Origin of the sequence: Agrobacterium sp. InxBP2 (assembly GCF_026191755.1) — a bacterium.
In the GTDB taxonomy this organism is placed as follows: Bacteria; Pseudomonadota; Alphaproteobacteria; order Rhizobiales; family Rhizobiaceae; genus Agrobacterium; species Agrobacterium pusense.
The window spans coordinates 88,023-111,604 of sequence record NZ_JAINDY010000018.1; the positions used below are offsets into that span (position 1 = coordinate 88,023).

The 23,582-nt window shown below is 58.1% G+C and carries 23 protein-coding genes; 13 read left to right on the top strand and 10 right to left on the bottom strand.

From position 1 onward, the window contains the following. Window positions 1–41: 41 nt before the first annotated feature. The 9 genes from K7A42_RS02005 to K7A42_RS02045 all read left to right on the top strand — a co-directional run bounded on the left by K7A42_RS02005 (window position 42) and on the right by K7A42_RS02045 (window position 7,207). Window positions 42–1,031 (top strand): Nit6803 family nitrilase, encoded by a 990-nt coding sequence (locus K7A42_RS02005; RefSeq protein WP_282454737.1) that lies wholly within the window; start codon window positions 42–44, stop codon window positions 1,029–1,031. Next, on the top strand, window positions 1,024–2,142 hold the full coding sequence (locus K7A42_RS02010; protein ID WP_282454738.1) for an MSMEG_0568 family radical SAM protein: 1,119 nt from the start codon (window positions 1,024–1,026) through the stop codon (window positions 2,140–2,142). Before K7A42_RS02005 ends, K7A42_RS02010 begins: the two co-directional genes overlap by 8 nt. Beyond that, window positions 2,139–2,678 carry an MSMEG_0567/Sll0786 family nitrogen starvation N-acetyltransferase gene (locus tag K7A42_RS02015; protein ID WP_282454739.1) on the top strand — a complete coding sequence of 180 codons (540 nt, stop codon included), beginning with the start codon at window positions 2,139–2,141 and terminating at the stop codon, window positions 2,676–2,678. Before K7A42_RS02010 ends, K7A42_RS02015 begins: the two co-directional genes overlap by 4 nt. Further along, window positions 2,678–3,649, top strand: a complete 972-nt coding sequence (locus tag K7A42_RS02020) for a sll0787 family AIR synthase-like protein (RefSeq protein WP_282454740.1) — start codon at window positions 2,678–2,680, stop codon at window positions 3,647–3,649. Before K7A42_RS02015 ends, K7A42_RS02020 begins: the two co-directional genes overlap by 1 nt. After that, window positions 3,642–3,920, top strand: coding sequence for an MSMEG_0570 family nitrogen starvation response protein (locus tag K7A42_RS02025; RefSeq protein WP_142187844.1), 279 nt, complete (start codon window positions 3,642–3,644; stop codon window positions 3,918–3,920). The genes K7A42_RS02020 and K7A42_RS02025 overlap by 8 nt, the downstream gene beginning before the upstream one ends. An 11-nt stretch (window positions 3,921–3,931) precedes the next feature. Continuing rightward, window positions 3,932–5,188, top strand: coding sequence for an MSMEG_0569 family flavin-dependent oxidoreductase (locus K7A42_RS02030; protein ID WP_282454741.1), 1,257 nt, complete (start codon window positions 3,932–3,934; stop codon window positions 5,186–5,188). Beyond that, window positions 5,185–6,012 carry a Pnap_2097 family protein gene (locus K7A42_RS02035; RefSeq protein WP_282454742.1) on the top strand — a complete coding sequence of 276 codons (828 nt, stop codon included), beginning with the start codon at window positions 5,185–5,187 and terminating at the stop codon, window positions 6,010–6,012. Before K7A42_RS02030 ends, K7A42_RS02035 begins: the two co-directional genes overlap by 4 nt. Before the next feature lie 62 nt (window positions 6,013–6,074). Beyond that, a complete protein-coding gene (locus K7A42_RS02040) occupies window positions 6,075–6,500 on the top strand; it encodes a 2-phospho-L-lactate transferase CofD family protein (protein WP_282454743.1) in 426 nt (141 codons plus the stop codon). Next, on the top strand, window positions 6,449–7,207 hold the full coding sequence (locus tag K7A42_RS02045) for a 2-phospho-L-lactate transferase CofD family protein (RefSeq protein ID WP_282454744.1): 759 nt from the start codon (window positions 6,449–6,451) through the stop codon (window positions 7,205–7,207). Before K7A42_RS02040 ends, K7A42_RS02045 begins: the two co-directional genes overlap by 52 nt. A gap of 284 nt (window positions 7,208–7,491) precedes the next feature. Here K7A42_RS02045 and K7A42_RS02050 read toward each other — a convergent pair whose 3' ends face one another. The 8 genes from K7A42_RS02050 to K7A42_RS02085 all read right to left on the bottom strand — a co-directional run bounded on the left by K7A42_RS02050 (window position 7,492) and on the right by K7A42_RS02085 (window position 16,722). Next, a complete protein-coding gene (locus K7A42_RS02050) occupies window positions 7,492–8,253 on the bottom strand; it encodes a metallophosphoesterase (RefSeq protein WP_282454745.1) in 762 nt (253 codons plus the stop codon). 360 nt (window positions 8,254–8,613) lie between these two features. Beyond that, complete coding sequence (locus tag K7A42_RS02055; RefSeq protein WP_282454746.1) at window positions 8,614–9,393, bottom strand: SDR family oxidoreductase; 780 nt, start codon at window positions 9,391–9,393, stop codon at window positions 8,614–8,616. 14 nt (window positions 9,394–9,407) lie between these two features. After that, window positions 9,408–10,556, bottom strand: a complete 1,149-nt coding sequence (gene dgoD / locus K7A42_RS02060) for a galactonate dehydratase (RefSeq protein ID WP_282454747.1) — start codon at window positions 10,554–10,556, stop codon at window positions 9,408–9,410. A gap of 13 nt (window positions 10,557–10,569) precedes the next feature. Continuing rightward, complete coding sequence (locus K7A42_RS02065; RefSeq protein ID WP_282454748.1) at window positions 10,570–12,195, bottom strand: GMC family oxidoreductase; 1,626 nt, start codon at window positions 12,193–12,195, stop codon at window positions 10,570–10,572. A gap of 21 nt (window positions 12,196–12,216) precedes the next feature. Next, window positions 12,217–13,107 (bottom strand): aldose 1-epimerase, encoded by an 891-nt coding sequence (locus K7A42_RS02070; RefSeq protein WP_282454749.1) that lies wholly within the window; start codon window positions 13,105–13,107, stop codon window positions 12,217–12,219. 7 nt (window positions 13,108–13,114) lie between these two features. After that, a complete protein-coding gene (locus tag K7A42_RS02075; RefSeq protein WP_282454750.1) occupies window positions 13,115–14,122 on the bottom strand; it encodes an ABC transporter permease in 1,008 nt (335 codons plus the stop codon). Between the two features lie 12 nt (window positions 14,123–14,134). Beyond that, window positions 14,135–15,661 (bottom strand): sugar ABC transporter ATP-binding protein, encoded by a 1,527-nt coding sequence (locus K7A42_RS02080; protein WP_282454751.1) that lies wholly within the window; start codon window positions 15,659–15,661, stop codon window positions 14,135–14,137. Window positions 15,662–15,750: 89 nt separating this feature from the next. After that, the gene (locus K7A42_RS02085; protein ID WP_282454752.1) at window positions 15,751–16,722 is read right to left on the bottom strand and encodes a substrate-binding domain-containing protein; all 972 of its coding nucleotides are present in this window, start codon (window positions 16,720–16,722) and stop codon (window positions 15,751–15,753) included. Between the two features lie 178 nt (window positions 16,723–16,900). Here K7A42_RS02085 and K7A42_RS02090 point away from each other — a divergent pair, with 178 nt between their 5' ends. The 4 genes from K7A42_RS02090 (at window position 16,901) to araH (ending at window position 21,302) form a co-directional block, all read left to right on the top strand. Further along, the gene (locus K7A42_RS02090) at window positions 16,901–17,674 is read left to right on the top strand and encodes a FadR/GntR family transcriptional regulator (RefSeq protein ID WP_282454753.1); all 774 of its coding nucleotides are present in this window, start codon (window positions 16,901–16,903) and stop codon (window positions 17,672–17,674) included. 99 nt (window positions 17,675–17,773) lie between these two features. Further along, a complete protein-coding gene (locus tag K7A42_RS02095) occupies window positions 17,774–18,754 on the top strand; it encodes an arabinose ABC transporter substrate-binding protein (RefSeq protein WP_282454754.1) in 981 nt (326 codons plus the stop codon). A gap of 70 nt (window positions 18,755–18,824) precedes the next feature. Further along, window positions 18,825–20,330: an L-arabinose ABC transporter ATP-binding protein AraG gene (gene araG, locus K7A42_RS02100; protein WP_282454755.1), complete on the top strand. Its 1,506-nt coding sequence runs from the start codon at window positions 18,825–18,827 to the stop codon at window positions 20,328–20,330. Window positions 20,331–20,348: 18 nt separating this feature from the next. Continuing rightward, window positions 20,349–21,302 (top strand): L-arabinose ABC transporter permease AraH, encoded by a 954-nt coding sequence (araH, locus tag K7A42_RS02105; protein ID WP_282454756.1) that lies wholly within the window; start codon window positions 20,349–20,351, stop codon window positions 21,300–21,302. Window positions 21,303–21,507: 205 nt separating this feature from the next. Here the strand turns inward: araH and K7A42_RS02110 are convergent, their stop codons facing one another. Both K7A42_RS02110 and K7A42_RS02115 read right to left on the bottom strand, forming a co-directional pair. After that, complete coding sequence (locus tag K7A42_RS02110) at window positions 21,508–22,647, bottom strand: mandelate racemase/muconate lactonizing enzyme family protein (protein ID WP_282454757.1); 1,140 nt, start codon at window positions 22,645–22,647, stop codon at window positions 21,508–21,510. Between the two features lie 13 nt (window positions 22,648–22,660). After that, window positions 22,661–23,581: a dihydrodipicolinate synthase family protein gene (locus tag K7A42_RS02115; RefSeq protein WP_282454758.1), complete on the bottom strand. Its 921-nt coding sequence runs from the start codon at window positions 23,579–23,581 to the stop codon at window positions 22,661–22,663. Between the last annotated feature and the right edge of the window lies 1 nt (window position 23,582).

Below are 23,582 nucleotides of genomic sequence, written 5' to 3' on the forward strand. Positions count from 1 at the left end.
GAGCGGGGTGCTCAGTCCAAGGTGCTATGAAGGAGCCAGTCATGCCAAAAACAGTACGTGCCGCAGCAGTCCAGATCGCGCCCGACCTGACGTCACGCGCTGGCACCGTCGAACGGGTCCTGAATGCGATCGCCGAAGCCGCTGACAAAGGTGCGGAGCTTATCGTGTTTCCCGAGACCTTCGTGCCCTGGTATCCCTATTTCAGCTTCGTTCTGCCGCCTGTACAGCAGGGACCGGAGCACCTGCGGCTTTATGAGGAAGCCGTCACGGTACCATCTGCGGAAACACGGGCTGTCGCTGACGCCGCGCGCAAACGCAAGGCGGTTATCGTCCTTGGCGTCAATGAGCGCGACCACGGCTCGCTCTACAACAGCCAGCTGATCTTCGACGCGGATGGCAGCCTGAAACTCAAGCGCCGCAAGATCACGCCCACCTATCACGAGCGGATGATCTGGGGACAGGGCGATGGCGCGGGTCTGAAAGTGGTCGAAACTGCTGTCGGCCGCATGGGCGCGTTGGCGTGCTGGGAGCACTACAACCCCCTCGCCCGATACACGCTGATGGCGCAGCATGAGGAAATTCACGCCTCGCACTTTCCCGGCTCTCTGGTGGGTCCAATCTTCGGCGAACAGATCGAAGTCACGATGCGCCACCACGCGCTGGAATCGGGCTGTTTTGTCGTCAATTCCACCGGCTGGCTGAGCGAGGAGCAGATCGCGTCCATTCACCCGGACCCCAGCCTGCAGAAGGGTCTTCGGGATGGCTGCATGACCTGCATCATAACCCCGGAAGGCCGCCATGTCGTACCCCCTCTGACATCGGGCGAAGGGATCCTGATCGGCGACCTCGACATGCGGCTCATCACCAAGCGCAAGCGGATGATGGATTCCGTCGGACACTATGCACGGCCTGAACTGCTGCACCTTGTCCATGACACGAGGCCCGCACGCGCACTCGACCAGATCGGCCTTACAGGCGATTTTTCCGATGCAGAGCAAGGCAAGCTATTTGAGGAGGCTCAGGATGCGTGACCTGCCATCGATAGATCCAGAACTCATCAACGATCTTCAGACGCGAGGCATGCGTCTCGTCGATCCGCGTGCCGGCCACGAGAGCAGGCGCGGTGGTGCAGGTCCTTCGGACCACAAGGCCATCAATTTCGGCGACACAACCGTCATGGTGCCGGTACATACCGCACCTGCATTCGACAGTCCCTATCTGGTGGAGGCGCCCGATGCCGACGGCCGTGCGCGCATCACCAGGGAAGGATCCGAGGTCGCCCGAATTCGATTTCCCAATCGGCCGCGATTTTACGATCTGACGACTGCAGACGGCATTCCGTACAACAAGATCGCGGTTCTTCACTCCCGCGACGTCCTCGCCACGACGATCCTCCAGACCTGCATCCGCTATGAAAGCCGCAAGAAGACCTGTCAGTTCTGTTCGATCGGCCAAAGCCTTGCAGCCGGCCGGACTGTCGCGCACAAAACCCCCGCGCAACTGGCGGAGGTCGCAAAGGCAGCCGTCGAACTCGACGGCGTGAAGCACATGGTGATGACCACCGGCACGCCTGCGGGCAAGGACCGTGGTGCTGCCGTTTTGGCAGAGAGCGCGCGTGCGGTTAAGGCCGTCGTCGACCTGCCTATCCAGGTCCAATGCGAGCCGCCGGAAGACGATATCTGGCATGAACGGATGAAGGATGCGGGCGCCGACGCGCTGGGAATGCATCTTGAAGCGGTGACACCAGAAGTCCGGCAACGGATCATGCCCGGCAAGGCCAGCGTTCCGCTCGAAAAGTATTTCTCCAGCTTCGAAGCAGCAGTGAAAGTGTTCGGGCGGGGGCAGGTCTCGACCTATATCCTGGCGGGCCTGGGCGATACCCGCGAGGCAATTCTGCAAATGTCGACACGCCTCGTTGCATTGGGCGTCTATCCGTTCGTGGTCCCGTTCGTTCCAATCTCCGGAACACCGCTCGAGAGCCACCCCGCGCCGAAATCAGAGTTCATGGCCTCCATCCTGGCTCCCCTGTCGCAGATCGTCATCGATGGTGGATTAAAGGCCTCGGATATCAAGGCCGGATGCGGAAAATGCGGTGCCTGCTCGGCGCTCTCGACCTATGAGAAGCTGAGGATTCCGGCATGAGCCTGATGGATCACTCTGCCTTCATAAGCCCGGAGTTCCTGATCCGGGCAGCATCCGAGCCTTGGGAACTTCAGGGTGTATCTCTTCTCCGGCGCCGGGTGTTTGTGGAGGAGCAGCGTATTTTCGTCGGCGATGACCGCGACGAAATCGACAAGACCGCGATACCGCTTGTTGCAATCTCCTTATTCGCGGCAGAGCCTGCGGAGGTCGTGGGCACTGTCAGGATCCATGAGCCAGCACCCCGCATCTGGTGGGGTTCGCGCCTTGCGGTCGCTCCCGCATATCGCAAAGTCGGAAGGTTGGGTGCGGAACTGATCCGGTTGGCGGTGAGTACCGCGAATGGCCTCGGGTGCAGTGAGTTTCACGCCCATGTCCAGCTTCAGAACGTACCTCTTTTTCGCCGGCTGCATTGGGAGCCGCAAGGAGAGATCGACCTGCATGGCGCGCGCCACATGCACATGCTGGCTTCACTCGATCACTATCCCCCCATATGCGACCCGACCATCGGCTGGTCCGCCAGAGCGCGGAGGCCATGATGGACGTACATGCCTTGGCGGCAGCACTCGCAGCCCACCCATCGATCCGCAGCAAACTGGACATAGCAGGCACGACGCGAGCGCTCTCGATATCAGCCGGAACCGCGGGAACGCCCGGCGACGATGCCGCCGCAATTCCAGCTCCGGACGGCACTTGGGATCTGCTGGCGGGGGAAGGTTTCATGCCCCAGTTCGTGCAAGACGATCCGTGGTTCGCCGGGTGGTGCGGCGTGATGGTGAACCTCTCGGACATCGCTGCCATGGGAGGGCGTGCGACCGCGCTGCTCGATGCCGTGTGGGCACCGGACGCGGCGTCTGCCGAGCCCCTGCTTACCGGGCTACGGGATGCAGCGATGACCTACGGCGTGCCGATTGTCGGTGGTCACACGAACCTCCGAAGCAAAGATCTCAATCTCGCCGTTTCGGTGATGGGACGTGCAAAGAGGCTGATTTCCAGCTTTGCAGCCGCCCCTGGACATCTGCTTATCGCAGCCATCGATCATCGCGGGCAGTATCGGCCAAGTTTCGACAACTGGTGCGCCGCCCTTGATGCGCCCCATGAACGGCTGCGCCGCGACTACGAGATCCTTCCGGAGCTTGCCGAGGCCGGTCTGGTGGATGCCGGAAAGGACATCAGTCAGGGCGGTATTATCGGCACAGCGCTGATGCTAGCGGAATCGTCACGCTGCGGCTTCGATATCGCGCTGGCCGACATCCCGCTTCCGCAAGGCGTTCAACTCGAACGCTGGCTGCGCAGCTTCCCGAGCTTCGGCTTTCTCCTTTCGGTCCGCCCGGAGCGGGCAGAAGATGTCTGCGACGTGTTTGCTGCTCGGGGCATCAGCGCAGCTGCCATCGGTCATGCAACGGACAGCTCCCGGATCGATCTAACGAGCGGTGGCGCCCGGGCAACTTTCTGGGACTACGCGGCAGCCCCCTATATCGCGCTCGCAAAGGAGATAGCCCATGCCTGAAGTACGCTTTACCATTCGATGGCCTGATGGCACGGAGGAGAGCTGCTACTCGCCCTCGACCGCCATAACGCGCCATCTCGAAGCCGGATGCACGTATCCGCTGAGCGAATTTGTCGAACGTGCGCGCACCGGTCTAAACGAAGCATCGGACCGCGTCACGGCTAAATTCGGCTTCGCCTGCTCCTCCGCACTCGACCAACTGGCAAAGATCGAAACGACAGCTGCCGCTCAGCCGGCTGACGCCAAGGTCACCTGCCTCTCGATGTCATGAAAGGGTTTGTTATGACGAACGATACTGTACCACACGTACCGGTTCTCATCATCGGTGGCGGCCAGGCCGGTCTTTCTGTCAGTTGGTATCTGATGCAGGAGGGGATCGAACATGTCGTCCTCGAGCGCCACCGAAAGTTCGAAAGCTGGCGCAACAATCGGTGGGACAGTTTCTGTCTGGTTACGCCGAACTGGCAGTGCCGACTGCCGGGCTGGCCCTACAAGGGCAAGGATCCGGATGGCTTCATGGTCAGGCAAGAGATCGTGGACTATCTGGATGGCTTCTTCGAAAGCTTCAACCCGCCACTCCGGGAGGGGGTAGATGTCATCGAGGTCACCCCTCGCGAGGGGGGCGGATACCGGATCGAGACGAGCATCGGCACCATGACTGCGGACCAGGTCGTTATCGCGACAGGCGGTTATGACAACCCGATCGTGCCTCCCTACGCGTCCGATCTGGACACCTCGATTCTCCAGATGCACTCGCGCGACTACCGGCGGCCCTCGCAGCTGCCCGATGGCGGAACCTTGATTGTGGGCACAGGGCAATCTGGCGTGCAGATCATGGACGACTTTCATCTGGAAGGTCGTCCGGTGCACCTGGCAGTAGGGCCGGCTCCGCGCAGCCCGCGTAAATATCGTGGGCGCGACGCGACAGATTGGCTTTACGATGCCGGCACCTATGCCGTCACGATCGATAGCCATCCCGATCCTGTGAAAGCGCTCACCCAGACGAACCATTACATGTCTGGCCGAGACGGCGGGAAGGAGATCGATCTGCGCAAATACGCCCTGGAGGGCGTTCGGCTATACGGATCGGTCGCGGGTGGCTCCGGCACAACGATGACGTTCCTGCCCGACCTTGAGAAGAACCTCGATGATGCTGACCGGAGCTACCTCGGTATACGTAAGCAGATCGATGCCTGGATCGCCGCGCAAGCAATCGATGCTCCAGAGGAACCCCCTTTCGAAAAGGTCTGGCGTCCCGCTCAAGAAATCACCGAAGTTGATCTGGTGGAGGCGGGCATAACGTCGATCATCTGGGCGATCGGCTTCCGTCCGGACTATTCGTGGCTGAAGGTCGACTGCCTCGATCAGCGAGGCAAGCCCGTGTTCCGTCGCGGAGTTACGGATGCACCGGGTCTGTATTTTATTGGCCTCGGCTGGTTGAACACTTGGGGCTCTGGACGCTTTCTCGGTATCGACGAGGACAGCCGTTATCTCGCCGAACAAATAGTTGCACTCCAAAAAGACAGGCTGGCTGCATGAGCACTCTCCAGCTCGCCAGGCACGACGGAACGGAGCTAATTGAACGACACGTTCTTGGAATGGCAGAAATGGGCTACAGCGGCATTTCGGAGCAATGGCTCAAGCGCCGTGCCGGTGATTTGCACTGGCGGCTCATCGCGCGCGCCATGGGACAGCGGCACGCGGTCTTCACGTGCTCAGAGGGCGAGCCACTCTATGCGGCTTTTTGCGCGACTAGCTTGCGACTCGTAAGACCCCGCCTTCCCCGCCTGGGCGGGGAGATGGCACTGGCCGCCGATCTCTACCGCGTCGGCCAAGGTCGTCTGGCGTCACTTATCCGTATCACCGCTGGCGGCGATATTGTAGGCCGCATGATTTTGGTCTCGACCTTTGTAGGACGCTCCGAACCGGGGATCAACCGATCGGTCGTCCGGCGGAGCCCGCGAGCGTTGGCGATGCCGCCTGAGGCTCCCCTCGCGGTTCGTCGCGTCGCCGAGCAGGCCTCAGCCACCGCGCGCGACATTCGCAACGCCCGTCTTAAACTCTCCGGAATGTCGGGAACGCAAAAAGTCCTGCCGTGCCCGGCGACAGACTTCAATGCGGCCGGACTTCTTTACTTTCCGAGCTATAGCGCTTTGGCGGATCGGGGTTTGTTTCAAGCAGGCGAGACGCGCCCGAGAACTTTAGCCTCAAGGCACGTCGTCTATCTTGGTAACGTAGAGCCAGGCGAATGGATGAATATCAGCATCCGAAATCTGCCTTGGGGTCACGATGTACTATTGCGTGGCCCGGAGGAGAGACCGTTGGGGGTGATGCGCGTTCGGTTTGTTCGCGGTGAAATTTGAGCGGACCATGCGCCACAAAAATTTGCTATCGTGCTGGATGTGATCGAAGCGGATAGCTGCCAATGACGAACATAGTCCTTTTTTCGGGAGGCAGCGCCTGCCGTACTATCAACATCGCGCTTAGTCGCCGTCCGGTAGATCTCACTCGCATTGTCCCCGCTTGGGACAGCGGCGGAAGCTCCAAGGTCATTCGCGAAAAGCTCGGCATTCTTTCCGTTGGTGACATCAGGCAAGCGTTGATGACGATGGCGCATGGAGAAGGAAGGTCAGGCGATGTCGTACGAATATGCAACACGCGCCTTTCCTCCAATCGCAGCGTCAATGAGGCTAGAGCAGAATTTCAATTCTATGCCGAGGGACGCCACCCACTTTTGGAGCGGATGGAAGCCGGATTGCGTGGCGCGATCCTGAACTATCTGAAACTTTTTCTGAGACCGTGGGCAACGATTTCGATTTCAGAAACGGGAGCATCGGCAATTTCATTCTGACTGGCGCCTGTATTGCACACAATGGCGACGTCAACACCGCGATTTTCGTCTTCCGCAAGCTTTGCGGCATTTCCGGCAATGTCTGGCCATCCTCGCTCGACAGTGACCTCATCCTATCTGCAAGCTTGAAAGACGGCGGCCGGCTCGCTCCACAGGATGCGATCACCAAGATGTCGGACAAGGACGCCGGGGTTGGTGTTCGCGGGATAGAACTCACGCGTGAGCACGGTCAGCTGCCTACCGCCAATCCCGCGGCGCTGGAAGCCATTGAGCGTGCGGGCCTGATCGCTTTTGGTCCGGGCAGTTTCTACACCAGCATTTTGCCGCACCTGTTGGTCGATGGTGTGATGGACGCGGTCGGGCGAGCGAATTGCCCAAAGGTATTTATCGCCAACATCCTACAATGCCGTGAGACGCTGGGCATGACGCTCGGTGATGTCGCGGCCGCCTTCGGCGACACATGGCGCTCGCGGGGCGGTGGGAGGTTCCCTTCACTACAAGTCCTGGCCAATCAGTTGCTCTTTCCCTTTGAAAAGACAGTTGGGGTCTTTCCTTATCTGGTCGACGATTTGCCGAAGGATAGCGCGCATGTGTCCGTGGTCGAAGAACTGGAAGATGCATGGAGTCGCGGCCAGCATGACGGCGACGTGGTTGCAGACCGGCTGCTGATGATCGCCAGGGCTTATGAGACAGCCTGTAATGACTGATCATATCCAAGAAATTGATGAGATCCGCTTGTCCCATGGTTTATCGGTCGAGGATCTCTTATCGACATTGATTTCACGATGGATCAGAACGGTGACTTCACCTCGCGGCGAGCGGTGATGATGCTATCGCGACCGGAAATGGTGTCCCGCTAAACGACGGCGAATCCATTACCAACGACGCCAAAATCGCGTTGCGGGGCAAATTCTCGGTCCGATAGCGGATAACATCGCAGGGTTTGCGCCAACTAAAGCCTTAAGCACAATCGAACTACCAACCTTGTAGGTCAGTCTGGCCGCCACTCTGCCACTTCGATAGCACCGCCATGGGTCAACTCGGTGCATAGGAAGTGTGAAAGCTCATCTTTCCTGATCACAGCGGCGCTCAGCCGCCCAGTCCGGTACGCTCCGGTGTCCAGCGCAACGCGATTCGAGTAGACTTCGGGCCGAAGCGACTTCGTAATTGTGTGGCCATGCAATACTACAGGACCAAAAACGTCCATGTGGTCGAGAAACCCGGCCCTGATCCAGCGCAGGTCGTATTCGTCTTGATTTGCGAGGAGAACGCCCGGACGTATTCCCGCATGAACGAAACAGTAGCGGCCCATCTCCATGAACGTCTGCGCATCTTCTAGCAAGTTTACGTGGTGTGGGAAAACGCGGCGTATATCTGCAGCGATGCCGTCGAAATCAGGAACCGGACGGTTGGAGTACGCGCTTACTGTTGCAACGCCTCCCCAATCCATCCAATTAACGGCGTCCTCACGGGTAAGAGTTCCTCGAAGAAGCTCGCGCAGGTAAAAATCATGGTTGCCAAGGATCAACCGGGAGCCCGGATAAAGATCAAGCGTCGAACAGACCTGATCAAGTACCTTTGGGCTGTCAGGGCCACGGTCAATCAGGTCGCCAAGGAAGATTATGACCGGCCTTGATTGATGATTGCTCGATATAGCAGCGATATATCCAAGCAAGGCCTCTAGAAGATCGGCGCGCCCGTGGACGTCAGCAATAGCGTAGATGGTGGATGATGAGATCTCGGTGGGTATCACAATGTCTTCTGTGGGACTTGATAAGCGACGAACAACTGGCTGCGGCGACAACCTTGACACTCCTTTCGGGACGAAGGTGCTCCGGTCCGGCGCAAGACGCCTACCGCCAGATAGGCCATCGGCGGCTGACCGGCGTTATGGTCTTGATGATAACTTGAACCCTAATTCGATATTGAGGAGCAAAGCTTGCCAACGTTTACTCACAGCCAATCGACCTCACTTTCACTAAATATTCGCATTGAGAATTTTGATCGCCAGCGTCACTGTAGACCTGAAGATGTGGCCCTGCGTGCTATTGAAGTGCTCTTTTCGATGCCGGCCTTGCGATCGACCCTCATCGACTTGACGAGCGCATACAAGTCAACCCGGGTGCTGCTGCACGCTCAAGCCGCCATCAATGGTCAGGCATGTCGCGTTCATGAAGGGGCATTCGTCCGAAATCATGAAGACCGCAGCCAATGCAATTTCGTCGGGGGTCGCGATACGCCCGCCAGGATGTAGCTTCATTGTTTCCGCTTCGGCAGCGACAGGGTCAGGGAAGCTGTTCCAGTAATCGATGACCTTTTGCGTTGCGACATAGCCGGGAGCCAACGCATTCACCCGGATATTCTTCGGCGCATATTCCAGCCCCAGCGATTTCGTCATTCCCAGCAACGCATGTTTCGCCAGCGGATAGGGGAAGGTGTGTGGAATGATCGTGAAGGCGTGGGTGGATGCAATGTTCAGCACCACGCCGCCACCCATTTCGATCATGCCCGGAAGCACGGTCTTGCAGCAGTTCCATGCGCCCTTGAGATTGACGTCGAAGCAGCGCTGCCACTCCTCATCGCTCGTCTCCAGAGGTTCGGCAAAGACGTTGACGCCCGCATTGTTGACGAGCGCGTTGATTGGCCCGATTTCGTCCGCTGCATTTGCCACGGCAGAAGCGATCGCCTCCGCATCCGTTATGTCGGCAGCCATCCAGCCGAGTTTTCCGCCACTTTCTTTCAACTCTCCGGCCTCTCTGTCCAGGAGAGAAGCATCCTGATCAATAAGATACAAAGCGGCATCTTCGCGCAGAAATGCTCTGGCAAGCGCAAGACCTATGCCCTGCGCTGCACCGGTGATAAAAATGCGTTTGCCTGCAAGTCTTCCCGTCATGGCGTTGTCCTCACTCACCACTCGGCAAAGCTACCGTCTTCGTGACGCCAGATCGGGTTGCGCCAACGGTGGCCTTCCTTGGCACGCTCGATGACGTATGCCTCATCAATCTCAATCCCAAGACCGGGACCCTGCGGGATAGAAACAAAGCCATCGGCATACTGAAACATGTCTTTGTTGGAAAGGTAGTCCAGAATGTCATTGCTCTTGTTGTAGTGAATACCGAGGCTCTGTTCCTGAATAAAAGCATTGTACGAGACTGCATCCAACTGTAGGCAGGCAGCAAGTGCAATCGGTCCCAGAGGGCAATGCGGTGCAAGCGCCACGTCATAGGCTTCCGCCATGGCCGCGATCTTGCGGCATTCGGTGATGCCTCCGGCATGCGAAAGGTCAGGCTGAATGATATCGACAAAGCCATCCGCCAGAACCGATTTGAAATCCCAGCGGGAATAGAGACGCTCACCCAGCGCAATCGGCGTCGAGGTGTGGTTTGCGATTTCCTTGAGGGCTTCACGGTTTTCCGAGAGAACCGGCTCTTCAATGAACATAAGCTTGTAAGGTTCAAGCTCCTTGGCGAGAACCTTGGCCATGGGGCGATGGACGCGACCATGGAAATCAACGCCGATGCCGATATGGGGGCCAACGGCTTCGCGAATGATCGCGATGGTTTCCACGGCCTTCTCGACCTTCTCGTTCGTGTCGACGATTTGCATTTCTTCGCAGCCGTTGAGCTTAATAGCCTTGAAACCGCGTGCCACGACATCCTTCGCATTCTGCGCCACATCCGAAGGACGATCACCACCGATCCAGGAATAGACCTTGATGCGGTCGCGCAACTGCCCGCCGAGAAGCGAGTGCACCGGTTGCCCCAACGCCTTGCCCTTGATATCCCACAGCGCTTGGTCGATACCCGCCAGCGCCGACATGTGCACTGCGCCACCACGATAGAAGCCGCCACGATAAAGCACTGTCCAGTGATCTTCGATCAGAAACGGGTCCTTGCCGATCAGGTAGTCCGCCATTTCCTGCACGGCAGCTTCAACGGTGAGCGCACGGCCTTCCACAACCGGCTCACCCCAGCCAACGATACCTTCATCAGTTTCGATCTTGAGGAAGAGCCAGCGCGGCGGAACGATGTAGGTAGTCAGTTTGGTAATTCTCATGGGTCTAATCCAATCAGGAAAGAATAATATCCGCTGCCTTGCCTGCGGCGGCAAGAACGGCAGCGTTGGTATTGCCGCTAACGATGGCTGGCATGAGTGATGCGTCGATGACCCGCAGGCCACGCGTTCCGCGCACGTTCAGCTTGGTATCCAGCACCGCATCCGGGTCGCCATCATGGCCCATTTTGCAGGTGCCAACGGGGTGGTAGCCGGTCTTTACCGTGCGTTTGCAATGGGCTGCAATCGCATCATCGCTGGTCACTTCCGCACCGGGGAAGATTTCCTTGTCGATGAGGTCGCGCATCGGGGATGCCGCCAGCACCTGACGTGCGAAACGGAAGCCAGCCATGGTCAGCTTCAGGTCATCGGGATGGCCGAATATCTGCGTGTCGACAATCGGATTGGCGAAGGGATCGCTGGAGGAAAGCGTGACGGAGCCACGTGCTTTCGGGCGAAGCAGCAAGGAATTGATCGTTACGCCATCACCAGGATCGGTGCCCATCACATCGCGGTCCAGATAGACGGTAGGAACGCAGAACATCTGGATCGTTGGACGGTCATTGTTGCCATCCGGGTCATAGAAGGCGCAGGTTTCGACGCCGGTGGTCGAAGCTGGGCCGGACTTGAACATCAGATATTGCAAACCGGCCTTGATCATCGGCCAGCCACTATCCTGCTTGTAATACCCGAATGAGCCCTTCGTCGTGGCGACGACCGGGCATTCATAATGATCCTGTAGGTTCTTGCCCACGCCCGGAAGCGCGAGTTTCGTGGCAATGCCATGCTGCTTGAGCTGTTCTTCCGGTCCGATACCGGAAATCATCAACAGCTTCGGCGTCTGGTAGGCACCCGCTGCCAGAATGACTTCAACGCCTGCTTCCGCATTCTTTCTCGCACCGCCCTGAACATAGTCCACGCCGACCACCCGGTCTCCTTCCATACGGATGGAAGTCACGGTCGCGCCGGTTTCGATGGTCAGCTTAGGATTGTTCATAACCGGCGCCAGAAACGCATCGACCGCGCTGGAGCGCTTTCGCGTGTTCCAGTCAATGGTGTGCTGCATGAAGCCGACGCCGAACTGCTCCGCACCGTTGAAGTCAGGATTATAGGGGATCCCCATGCCCTGAAGGGTTTTGACGTAAGTGCGCGTCATCGGGCTGGTGTGGCCGAGATGCGAAATCTTCAGAGGCCCGCCGACACCGTGAAATTCACCCGCCAGATGGTCGTTGTCTTCCTGCGCCTTGAAGTAGGGCAGAAGGTCTTTGTAGGACCAAGAACCATCATTGTTCGAGCCGGGAGCGGTGACGAGTTCGTTCCACAGATCGAAATCCGCCGCCTGCCCGCGCATATAGACCATGGCGTTGACTGTGCTTCCGCCACCCAGAACCTTACCCTGCGGCACGATAGGTCCGCGACCGCCCAGCTGTGGCTGCGGCTTTGTCTGGTGCATGGCAAGGTACGTATCCTTCGCCAGAAACTTCATGTACCCCGCAGGGATATGCATGATCGGATTGGCCTTGGCCGGTCCCCGCTCCAGCAACAACACGCGCGCGCCGGGCGTGACGAGACGTGCCGCGACGACGCACGCTGAACTGCCGCCGCCGACGATGATGTAGTCGAACCCATGGCTATCGGCCATTTTCAAACTCCGCATGCATGCTCATAAACTCCGCGGCTCAAGCGTAAAGCTGCCCGCCAGTTTCTCACCGGGTGCCAGCACTTTGAGGTCTCCCAAATCCGGCAGATTGTGCCCGTTCGCAAGGTGCGACATGGGTTCGAAACAGAAATAATCGCGCTCGAACGAGGGATCGAAAGCCGTGTCGGACACGAAGACGAAGGCGTGTCTGAATATCGGATCGGCGGTCAGTCTCAACTGCGTGTGACGCTCCGACCAGATGATGGTCGCTTCGCCGGACCACCCCTCATACCCGTTGTTGACCCAGCGTTCGGGTAGTGGAGCAGGCTCGCTGAAGTCGAGATCGGCAGGGATCGCCGTTCGTTCACCCGGCAGCCAGCCCTCGACTTCGGTCCAGAAATGCTCGGCAGGCGCTTGCAGCGTCGTCTTCGGCGTCAGCGGAAAATAGGGATGCCAGCCAAGTCCGAAGGGCAGCGGGCGCTCTCCCATATTTTCCACGGAAAGGCTCAATGTCAGACGATCATCCTCAAGCGTGAATGTCTGCATCGCACGATAGCGATAGGGCGTGGATGGACCCTGGCAGGTGAAACTTATTTCAACCGAGGTCGGCGTTCTTTCGTCCACCGACCATTCGGCCTGCCAGCCTTCACCGTGCAGATAATGCGGGTCCCATTCCGTATTCGGTGTCAACGTGTAAGCCCTGCCATCGAACTCGAAGCTGTTGCCTGCGACGCGGTTGCCGAATGGCACGAGCGGATAGCAGGATGAGCCGAGAGCATCCGCGTCACTCGACTTCGCCGGGCGCAAAAGCGGCACGCGGCCTATATCGATATCTTTCCAGAAGCCGAGGATGATGCCGCCTTCTGTCGAGATGCGCAGCGATAAAGGGCCGGATTTCAGGTCAATAACAGCCATGCCGCACTCATCCCTTGTTGCGCGACAGGCTGCGCTTGATCGCCTGAATATTGGCAAGCACGGCGATGACGATGATGAGACCGCGAACCACCTGCTGGAAGAAGGGGTTGATGCCGAGCAGAACCAGACCGTTGCCGATGAGCGTAATCACAAGCACGCCGAGCAGTGTACCAAGCATCGAGCCACGGCCACCGGAAAGCGCCGTGCCACCGACAACGACTGCGGCAATCACATCGAACTCAAGACCACTCGCCGCCGTGGCATTGCCCGAACCGAGGCGGGACACCAGCAAAATGCCGGAAATGGCCGCCATCGCGCCACCGATGGCAAAGAGAGCCACGCGAATGCGCGCAACATTGATGCCGCTGAGGAAAGCCGCATGGGCATTGCCACCAACCGCAAAAACCGAGCGACCGAAGGCGGTCTTGCGGCTGACGAAAGCGAAGGCTGCAAACAGCACCAGCATGATGATCGCGGCTGGAGGAATGCCAAGCACGGAACGGTCCAGCGCATCCAGCATATCACTGCGACCGATGGAAACCGGCAGGGCATCGGTCACGAACAGCGCCGTGCCGCGCAGTGCGCTCCACATGCCAAGCGTCGCGACGAAGGAAGGCACATCGAAATAGGCCCGCAGAATGCCGGAAATGGAACCGAGCAGCGCACCAAGTGCGATGGCCAGCACGAAGGCTGCGGGTGTCGGCACGCCCCATTGCAACAGAAATGCCAGTTCCACCGAAATGAAGGCGACCATGGGGCCGACGCTGACATCGATCTCGCCCGCGATGATGATGAGCGTGACGGCCCACGCGGCGATGCCGATTGTCGCCGCGTCACGCAGGATATTCACCTGGTTGTTGAAGGACATGAAGCCCGGCGCGGTGGATGAGAAGATGACGTAGAGCACAACGATGGCAAAGAACAGGCTAAGCTCGTTCATATGCTTCGACAGGGTAAAGCCCCGCTTTGGTGCCTTCTGTGAAACGGCCGTTTTGGCAGTTTGATCGAGTGACATGGTCTGTCTCCCTCAATGTCCGGTAATGCAGGCAGCCATCAAGGTGTCCTGATCGATGTTTGGTGACTTGAACTCTTCGCGCAGCGCGCCATCGCGCAGAACCAGCGCGCGGTCGCAGACGAGCGGCAGTTCCTCGATTTCGCTGGAAACAAAAATGATGCTTCTGCCTTCCGCGGCAAGCTGGCGGATGATGGCGTAGATTTGCGCCTTCGCTTCAATATCCACGCCGCGCGTCGGCTCATCGAGAAGAAGAACGCGGCTTCCGGCGTAAACCCAGCGACCGATGACGACCTTCTGCTGGTTCCCGCCCGAAAGCGTGCCGATTGGTGTATCGGTGCTTGCGGTCTTGATATGTAGACGCTCGATGATATCCCGCGTCGCCTGCGCCATGCGGCTGCCCGAAAGGACGCCGTTGCGGCTGACGCCGGAGAAATTGGTAGCAAGTGTATTCTCATCCACGCCGAGAAGCGGCACGATGCCCTCCTCCTTGCGGCTTTCCGGCGTATAGCCGAAACCTTTGCCGACCATCTGCTTGTAACCGACGGACTTGACCGAGCGTCCGTCCACCAGCACATCGCCGCTATCGAAATCGCGCACGTCCATAATAGCTTGCAGCAATTCCGTGCGGCCAGCGCCGAGCAGACCGGCGATGCCCAACACCTCTCCCTTACGCAGCGAGAAGGAGATGGACGAAAGCTTTGGCGCAAGTGCCAGATTCCGCACTTCCAGAACCACCTCCGAAGAGGCATGGCTTTCCAGCGCTGCCGCCTGTGAAGCCTCGGAGCCGAGCATCAACCGGACGATCTCGCGGGTATCCGCACCCTTGACGTCGACGGTGTCGATGATCCGTCCATCGCGCATGATGGTGGCGGAATGCGCAATCTGGCGAATTTCGTTCATGCGGTGGCTGACATAGATGACTGCTATTCCTCGTGCGGCGACTCTCGTCACCGCAGCCATCACCTTTTCCGCTTCGGCGGCGGCCAGCGAACTTGTCGGCTCGTCCAGAATGACGATCTTTGGTCGCCCGATCATGGCGCGGGCGATTTCAAGCAACTGCCGTTCCGCAGGGCTCAAGCCTGCCACCAGACGGTCAGGCGGAAGATCGAGGCCAAGGCTTGCCATTGCTTCCGCCGCTTCGGCTTCCATGGCTGCATATTGAATGATGCCGCCTTTGCGCGGCCAGCGCCCGAGAAACAGGTTTTCGGCAAGCGTCATGCCCGGAACAAGGCTGAGTTCCTGATAAACGACGCGCACGCCATTCTGGAAAGATTCCTGCGCACGGGCGGAGCCGGAAGAGGTAAGTTCGGCGCCGCCGATCAGGACGGTCCCGATGTCGGGTGTTTCAGCACCGGTCAGCATTCGGATCAGCGTGGATTTCCCCGCGCCGTTTTTGCCGAGCAGGGCTCTCACCTCACCCGGCGCCACTTCGAATGTGGCATCGTCAAGAGCAAGCACGCCGGGATATTGCCGCGTGCAGCCTCTTATCGAAGCGACGGCAGCGCTATCCGGCAGGCTGTTCTGGGAAGCAGATGTCATTGGGTCTTTCCATTGCTGTGGAGGCCGCCGGATGCCCGGCGGCGCTACATGGCGCGCTCCAAACGGAGCCGCAGCGATGAGAAGGTCGATCAGGGAATGCCGTCGGCGTGGGCCTTCAGCCAGGCCTTGCCATCTTCGGAAGACTTGTAGAGATCGATATTGTAAGCGACCTTGATGCCTTCAGGCGGCTGGCCGTCGATGGACTTGATGGCCTGTGCAAGCGCAAGCTTGCCGAGACCCTGCCCGGAAATATCGACAACGGCTTTGATGACCGAGAAGTCGGATAGTTCCTGCGCGATTTCCGTGGTCATGTCACCACCGAAGACGACGACTTTGCCGACCTTGCCCTGGCTTTTCACAGCGCGCGCAGCACCCAGCGTCGCACCACCGGCTTCACCGAAGAAAGCATCGATATCCGGGTTGGAAGACAGCATGGTGCTGGCAACCGAAACGGCCTTGTCGAGAACAGCGCCTTCCTGATTGGCGACGATCTGCGCCCCCGGCACCTTGGCCTTCAACGCTTCTTCGAAGCCCTTGCGGCGCGTGACGCAGACTTCCACGAATTCGCAGTTCAGAACCGCGATTTTCGGTGCATCGTTCTTTTGAGCAATGAAATAATCGGCGGCTGCATCGCCCAGCTTATGACCGAAATCGAAGGGATCGCCGACCGCATAGGCGGAGATATAATCCTTCATGTCCTTGTCGTTGAGACAGGTGTTGTAGCAGACAACCGGAATGCCGGCATCATGCGCACGACGGATCGCGCGGTAGGAACCATCGGCAGACACCGGCGATACGATGATGGCCTGCACGCCAGCGGAAATCAGGGAGTCGATGAAGGAGGATTCCTTGCTGACGTCTCCCTGCGCATTCGTTTCGACAACATCGAGCTTGCGACCGGCTTCTGTCGCGCCGGTCTGGATGCCCTTGCGCACACCGGCATAGAAGCCCTGTGCGTCCATGTAGATTGCGCCGACCTTCAGATTTTCCTGCGCCGACAACGTTGCGACACTGCCCAAAAGGCCAGCCGCAATAATACCCATGTACTTGGCGATTTTCATTGTTTCCTCCCCATCACGAGTTTTTGACGACCCATTCTCCTCAAGGTCGCTATGTCAAAACATTATCATTAGTCGCACACATGTCAATTTATGTACGATTTATTTTTCAATTTGATACCGTGTGTCGGTTCATTCATACTACCCATTCAAGAGCCAAGCGGCGCAGGGGATAAGAATTATGGAACAGGTTCTAACACACCAGGGGGAGCCGATTGCCCAGCAAGGTAAGCGGGGTGTTCGGGAAGCCCTGTTGTGCAAGCTGGTAGAATTGATTGTATCCGGCAGATTCGCGGAGAACGCGACATTGCCAAATGAAATTGAAATGACCGAGCAGTTCGGCGTCAGCCGTACAAGTCTACGAGAAGCAATGCAGTATCTCTCGGCGCTTGGCATGGTCCGATCACGCACGCGGGCCGGCACCATCGTTTTGCCGCGAGAAAACTGGAACTATCTCGATCCCATCGTGCTCGACGTGATGTTGACAGTTGGTGGCGACGAGAGCTTTTACTCGTCACTGATAGATGCGCGCCAGTTGCTGGAACCGGCTGCGGCGGCGCAGGCTGCAGCCAACGCCAATGCTCGGCAACTCTACCTAATTTCCCAAGCATTCGAGGACATGGTGGAGGCGAATTCGCGGGACAACGAAGCCTGGAGCCGAGCAGATCTGGAGTTCCACACCGCCATCATCAATGCCAGCGGAAACTGGGTCTTTCGACAATTTGCCAGCGCTATTCGCGCCGCACTGCTGGCCAGCTTCCGGCTGACGAATCGCGAAAGCCAGTCTCACGAGCAGGCAATCCTCACCCATCAAAATGTGCTTGAAGCCATTCGAATGCGGCGACCGGAGGCCGCTCGGCATTCCATGGAACAGTTGATCGGCGTCGCACGATCTGAGATGACCGATGCCCTTAGAAAGACGCGCAAACCGGGCGAACTGATCAAAGGTACGTAAGTAAATAAAATCATACATATGATATTGACTGGTATGATGTTTGAAGAATAATGAGGAAAGACCGCGGGAGGCACGCGGGGTCAAAGGGAGAGACAAGACATGCGTTCATTGAAGGCTATCGTTATGGCCAGCGCCATTGCGCTGACCGCCAGCGCTGCATTTGCGGCCGATGTGAAAATCGGCTTCGTCGTGAAGCAGGCGGAAGAGCCATGGTTCCAGGACGAGTGGAAATTCGCCGAACAGGCCGCCAAGGAAAAGGGCTTTACGCTGGTCAAGATCGGCGCTGAAGACGGCGAAAAGGTTCAGTCGGCCATCGACAACCTCGGCGCACAGGGCGCACAGGGTTTCATCATCTGCGTACCGGACGTAAAGCTCGGCCCCGGCATCGTTGCCAAGGCAACCGCCAACGACCTGAAGCTGATGACGGTTGATGACCGTTTGGTCGGCGCGGATGGCAAGCCGCTGGAAGACGTGCCGCATATGGGCATTTCTGCGCTCAAGATCGGTGAAACGGTCGGGCAATCGATCGCCGCAGAGATCAAGAAGCGCGGCTGGGACATGAAGGACGTCGGCGCAATCCGCGTTTCCTACGACCAGCTTCCAACGGCAGTAGACCGAGTTGAAGGCGCAATTACTGCGCTTAAAGCAGCGGGCTTCCTGGCAGAAAACATCTATGACGCGCCGCAGGCCAAGACGGATACGGAAGCAGCTCTCAACGCCGCGACGACCGTTCTCAACAAGCATTCCAACGTCAAGCACTGGATTGCGTTCGGACTGAACGATGAAGCTGTGCTTGGCGCTGTTCGCGCATCCGAGTCCGTCGGAATTTCTGCTGACAACATGATCGGCGTCGGGATCGGTGGCGCGGAATCTGCGATCAACGAGTTCAAGAAGCCTTCCGCTACCGGCTTCTACGGCACCGTTATCATCTCGCCGAAGCGTCACGGCTATGAGACCGCGCTCAACATGTATGAGTGGATCGCCAATAACAAGGAGCCTGAAAAGCTGATCCTGACCTCCGGTTCGCTTGCTGTTCGCGGTGATTACGAAAAGGTTCGTGCCGGCCTCGGCATCGAGTAAGCCAGAACGTCTACATTGACCCACCGGCGGCCACTGCCGCCGGTTATCCTTTGTAAAGTCAGAGGCGATGATGGCCTTCCTTGAATTCAACGATATATCTAAAGCCTATCCCGGCGTGCAGGCATTATCCAATGTCTCCTTCGCTATTGAGAAAGGTGCCGTCCATGGCCTGATGGGTGAAAACGGCGCGGGCAAATCCACCCTGATCCGTATTCTTTCCGGCGATCAGTCCTCCGATACCGGCGGCATCGTGATCAACGGCGAAAAGCAGTCCTATCGTTCGGTCCGCGGTGCTTTCGACGCTGGCATCGTCGTCATCCATCAGGAATTGCAGCTTGTTCCTGAACTCACCGTGGCGGAAAACCTCTGGCTCGGACGTTTCCCCGGCAAGGCAGGCGTTATCGATAGCCGCACACTGATCGAAACGGTAAAGGCAAAACTTCAGGAAATCGGCATTGATGTCGATCCGAATGCCAAGGTCGCCACCCTTTCCATCGGCGAGCGGCAGATGGTGGAAATCGCCAAAGCCGTCATGCTGGATGCGCGCGTCATTGCGCTGGACGAGCCGACATCCTCACTCTCTTCACGAGAAAGCGAAATCCTGTTTTCGCTGATCGAGAAACTTAAAGCCAACGGCACGATCATCCTCTACGTGTCCCATCGTCTGGATGAAATTTTCCGGCTTTGCGACAGCCTGACGGTTCTGCGCGATGGCAAACTGGCGGCGCACCACCCCGATATCAGGAACACGACACGCGACCAGATCATTTCGGAAATGGTTGGCCGCGAGATCAGCAATATCTGGGGCTGGCGAGAGCGCCCCCCCGGAGATATTCGGCTGGAGGTCAAAAATCTTTCCGGTCCAAAGCTGCGCGCGCCCGTCAATTTCACCGTTCGAAAAGGCGAAATTCTTGGATTCTTCGGGCTGATCGGCGCTGGCCGTAGCGAAATGACGAGGCTGCTCTATGGCGCGGACCATCGCCATCAAGGCTCAGTCACCATCGACGGCGTTGCCGTTGCTCCCGACAGCCCCAAGGCGGCAATTACTGCCGGAATGGTTCTCTGCCCGGAAGATCGAAAGTTCGATGGCATCATTCAGGGCCGGTCCATTGAGGAAAATATCGCAATTTCCTCGCGGCGGCACTTCTCACCTTTCGGCATATTGAACCCGAAGAAAGAAGCATCCGTCGCAGAACAGTTCATCGCCAAGCTGCGGGTGCGGACGCCCTCGCGCAAGCAGGACATCATCAACCTTTCCGGCGGCAACCAGCAGAAGGTCATTCTTGGCCGGTGGCTTTCCGAACAGGGCGTGAAGGTGCTGGTCATCGATGAGCCAACACGCGGCATCGATGTGGGTGCGAAGTCGGAAATCTATGAAATCCTTTATGAGCTTGCCGCAGGCGGCATGGCGATCATCGTCATTTCCAGCGAACTGCCGGAAGTCATGGGCATTTCAGACCGCATCATGGTCATGTGCCAGGGCCGGGTCGCAGCCGATATTCCGCGCTCAGATTTCGATGAACGCACCATTCTGACCGCAGCACTGCCCGACAAGAACATCGCTGGCACCGTTTAATTTCAGGAACCCAATTCCATGACCTCTCTGAAGAAAATTCTGCTCGGCGAACAGGGTCTCGTCGTCATCTTCGCCATCGCTTTCGTCATCGTTTCGCTTTCCGTGCCGAACTTCCTGACAGAGCGCAACATGCTGGGCCTGCTGCAATCGGTCGTCACCATTGGCATCGTTTCCTGCACCATGATGTTCTGCCTTGCATCACGCGATTTCGACCTTTCGGTCGGCTCCACCGTGGCATTTTCAGGCATGATCGCGGTCATGGTCTCGAACGCCTCCGGCTCGATCATTCTGGGATTGCTGGGCGCTTTGATCTGCGGCAGCGTCGTCGGCTTCGTGAACGGTGTCGTCATTGCGAAATTCCGCATCAACGCGCTGATCACAACGCTTGCCACAATGCAGATCGTGCGTGGTCTGGCACTGATTTCCTCGGATGGCCGTGCAGTCGGCATCAACGATCCTGACTTCTACCAGCTTGCATTGTCACGCTTCTTCACCATCCCGACGCCGATCTGGATCATGATCGCGCTGTTCATCGTCTTCGGCTTCGTGCTCAACCGCACTGTCTTCGGCAAGAATACGCTGGCCATCGGCGGCAACCCGGAAGCGTCGCGTCTGGCGGGCGTTAACGTCGTCAGAATGCGCATCTGGATTTTCGCGCTTCAGGGCCTGGTCTGCGGCATTGCTGGTATTCTTCTCGCTTCGCGCATCACCTCCGGCCAGCCCAATGCGGCAACGGGGCTTGAGCTTTCGGTCATTTCCGCCTGCGTTCTGGGCGGCGTTTCTCTGGCCGGAGGCCGCGCCGCAATGACCGGCGTCATCGTCGGCGTGCTGATCATGGGTATTGCCGAGAACGTCATGAACCTGCTTAACATTCAGGCCTTCTACCAATATGTCGTCCGCGGCATCATTCTGCTCATCGCCGTTCTCCTCGACAACATGCGATCGTCAGCGGCAGGACGAGGTCGATTTTAGGCGTGGTCGCCCTACACGCCTTGAATGGAATCGAACTAGCGTGGGTACATGATTGCGACGCGAAATCATTAGAGTCTTAAAGAGTTGAGGGGCGGCTGCACGGCCCCTCCTTGTAGTTTCTCGTTAGCAGAGCAGGCGCAGGTCTAAAGCTCCGACGCAGCCTGGTGATCAAGCTGAAGATCAAAGAAACGTTGTGCTTTGCTTCTTACGGATACGCAGTTGCGCCATCCGGCTTGCGCGTCACCTTGCGCTCCCAGTGGACATAGTCGTCCTTTTGAAGCAGCTTTTCGTCAATCTCGATACCCCAGCCTGGACGATCCGGGCGGAGCTCCATATGACCATCTCGTGGCATGTAGGGATCGAGCGCCCACGGCGCATGTAGGTGGGGCTTGAACTCGAGCACCTGAAAATTGGGCTGTGCCGCACAGAAATGCACATTAACGGCGGTGGCCAGCGGTCCCATCGGATTATGAGGAGCTACGGTGACATAGTGTGCTTCTGCGATTGTCGCGATACGCCGCATTTCTGAGACGCCTCCAACCACGCAAATATCAGGCTGGATGATGTCCGCACCCTGATTGGAAAGGAGATTTAGGAATTCGAAGCGGTTATAGAGCGACTCGCCGGTGGCCAGCGGCACGTTTACCTTCGACTTCAATTCCTTCCATGCCGGGATATGCTCCGGACGGATCGGCTCCTCGTAGAAAAGTGGATCGTTCGGCGCAATGGCGGCAGCAAGCTGAACAGCCTTGTAGGGCTCGAAAATCTTGGCATGCGCATCGAAAGCAAATTCGAATTGGGAAGGCGTGATCTCGCGAATGCGCCCAAACCAGTCTCCGGTCTCCTTCACGAGCTCACCCCAGCGGCCGGAATGAAGATCCCGGCGGTAGGGGCTGAGTTTGAATGCCGTGTAGCCGTAATCCTCATTCAGCTGGAGCGTCTGCTCAAGTACCTGCTCGGGGTCAGGCGCGGTATAGACGCCGCAATAAATGCGGACGCGGTCGCGAACGCTACCGCCGAGCAGCATGTAGACCGGGAGCCCTGCAGCCTTGCCAGCAATATCCCACAAAGCGTGGTCGATTGCGGAAATCGCGGCAAGACCGAGCGCCCCGGGAGGAAAGCGGCACTGCTGGTTAAGCTTGAGGACGAGGAATTCAACGCGCCGCGGATCCTCGCCTTCGATTTGGTGGAAAAGGTAGTCGAGCAAAGGAGGCAGCGCCCAGTCGGGACCGTGATTGTAGCACTCGCCCCAACCCGAAATGCCTTCGCTCGTTTCTATCTTGAGAAGCAGGCGCGGACGATCGTCCACTCGCTGCATGTAAGTTTTGATACCGGTAATATGCACGCTTCTTCTCCAATCAGGCCGCGAGGGCCTCAGCCTTAACGCGATCAACGATTGCGCGAAGCGCCTCACGCTCTTCACCATTCAGCGACACAACGCCTGGTACGCGCACGGGGCCGACATCGCTGCCAAGCATGCCAAGAGCTTCCTTGACGACCGTGACGTTGGCTCCGTTGTTATATTTCGTACGCAGTGCCTCAAACCCTGCAATCGCATCGATCAACACTCGTGCACCGCCGAAATCGCCGTTTTCCAATGCGCGATGAATGGCGTGAGATCGCTCCGGGAAGACGTTTACGAGACCGGAGGTAAATCCGCGCGCACCCATGGCGTAGAAGGCTGGCGCCCAGCCTTCAGCCAGACCGCAAACCCAGATCGCTGGCGCATCCAGTGTAGAACGAATAACCTCCGACAGAAGCATCAGGTTAGGTGAGGCGAATTTAATGCCCGCAATGTTGGGATGGAGGGCAAGTCTGCGGAAATCAGCGACAGAAAACGCATCGCTACGCACATATGCGATAACAGGGACGGTTGAAAAATCGGCGAGTTCAAGGAAGTAACCGGCTTGGTATGAGGGCCCTGCGAAAGGATCCATCGGGTGGTGGCCCATGATCGCATCGGCACCCGCGGCAATGGCGTCTTTCGCCAGCGCCTTCGCCTCCGTCAGCGACCGCCCGACAGCTGCACTGACGAGTGAGTTTCCAGCGGCAGCCTCAATGGTGACTGCGTGGACTTTACGCACTTCATCCATGGTAAGGGTGAAGAACTCGCCGGTATTGCCCGCCGCCATCAGATTATGCACCTTGGCACTCGCGAGTGCCTTGATGAGATTCGTCAATTTCCTGGTATCGACCGAGCCGTCATGCTCATAGGGTGTCACCGGCACACCGGAAATCCCGGTCAGCGCGTTTCTCACGGTCTGGAGTTTGTCACTCACG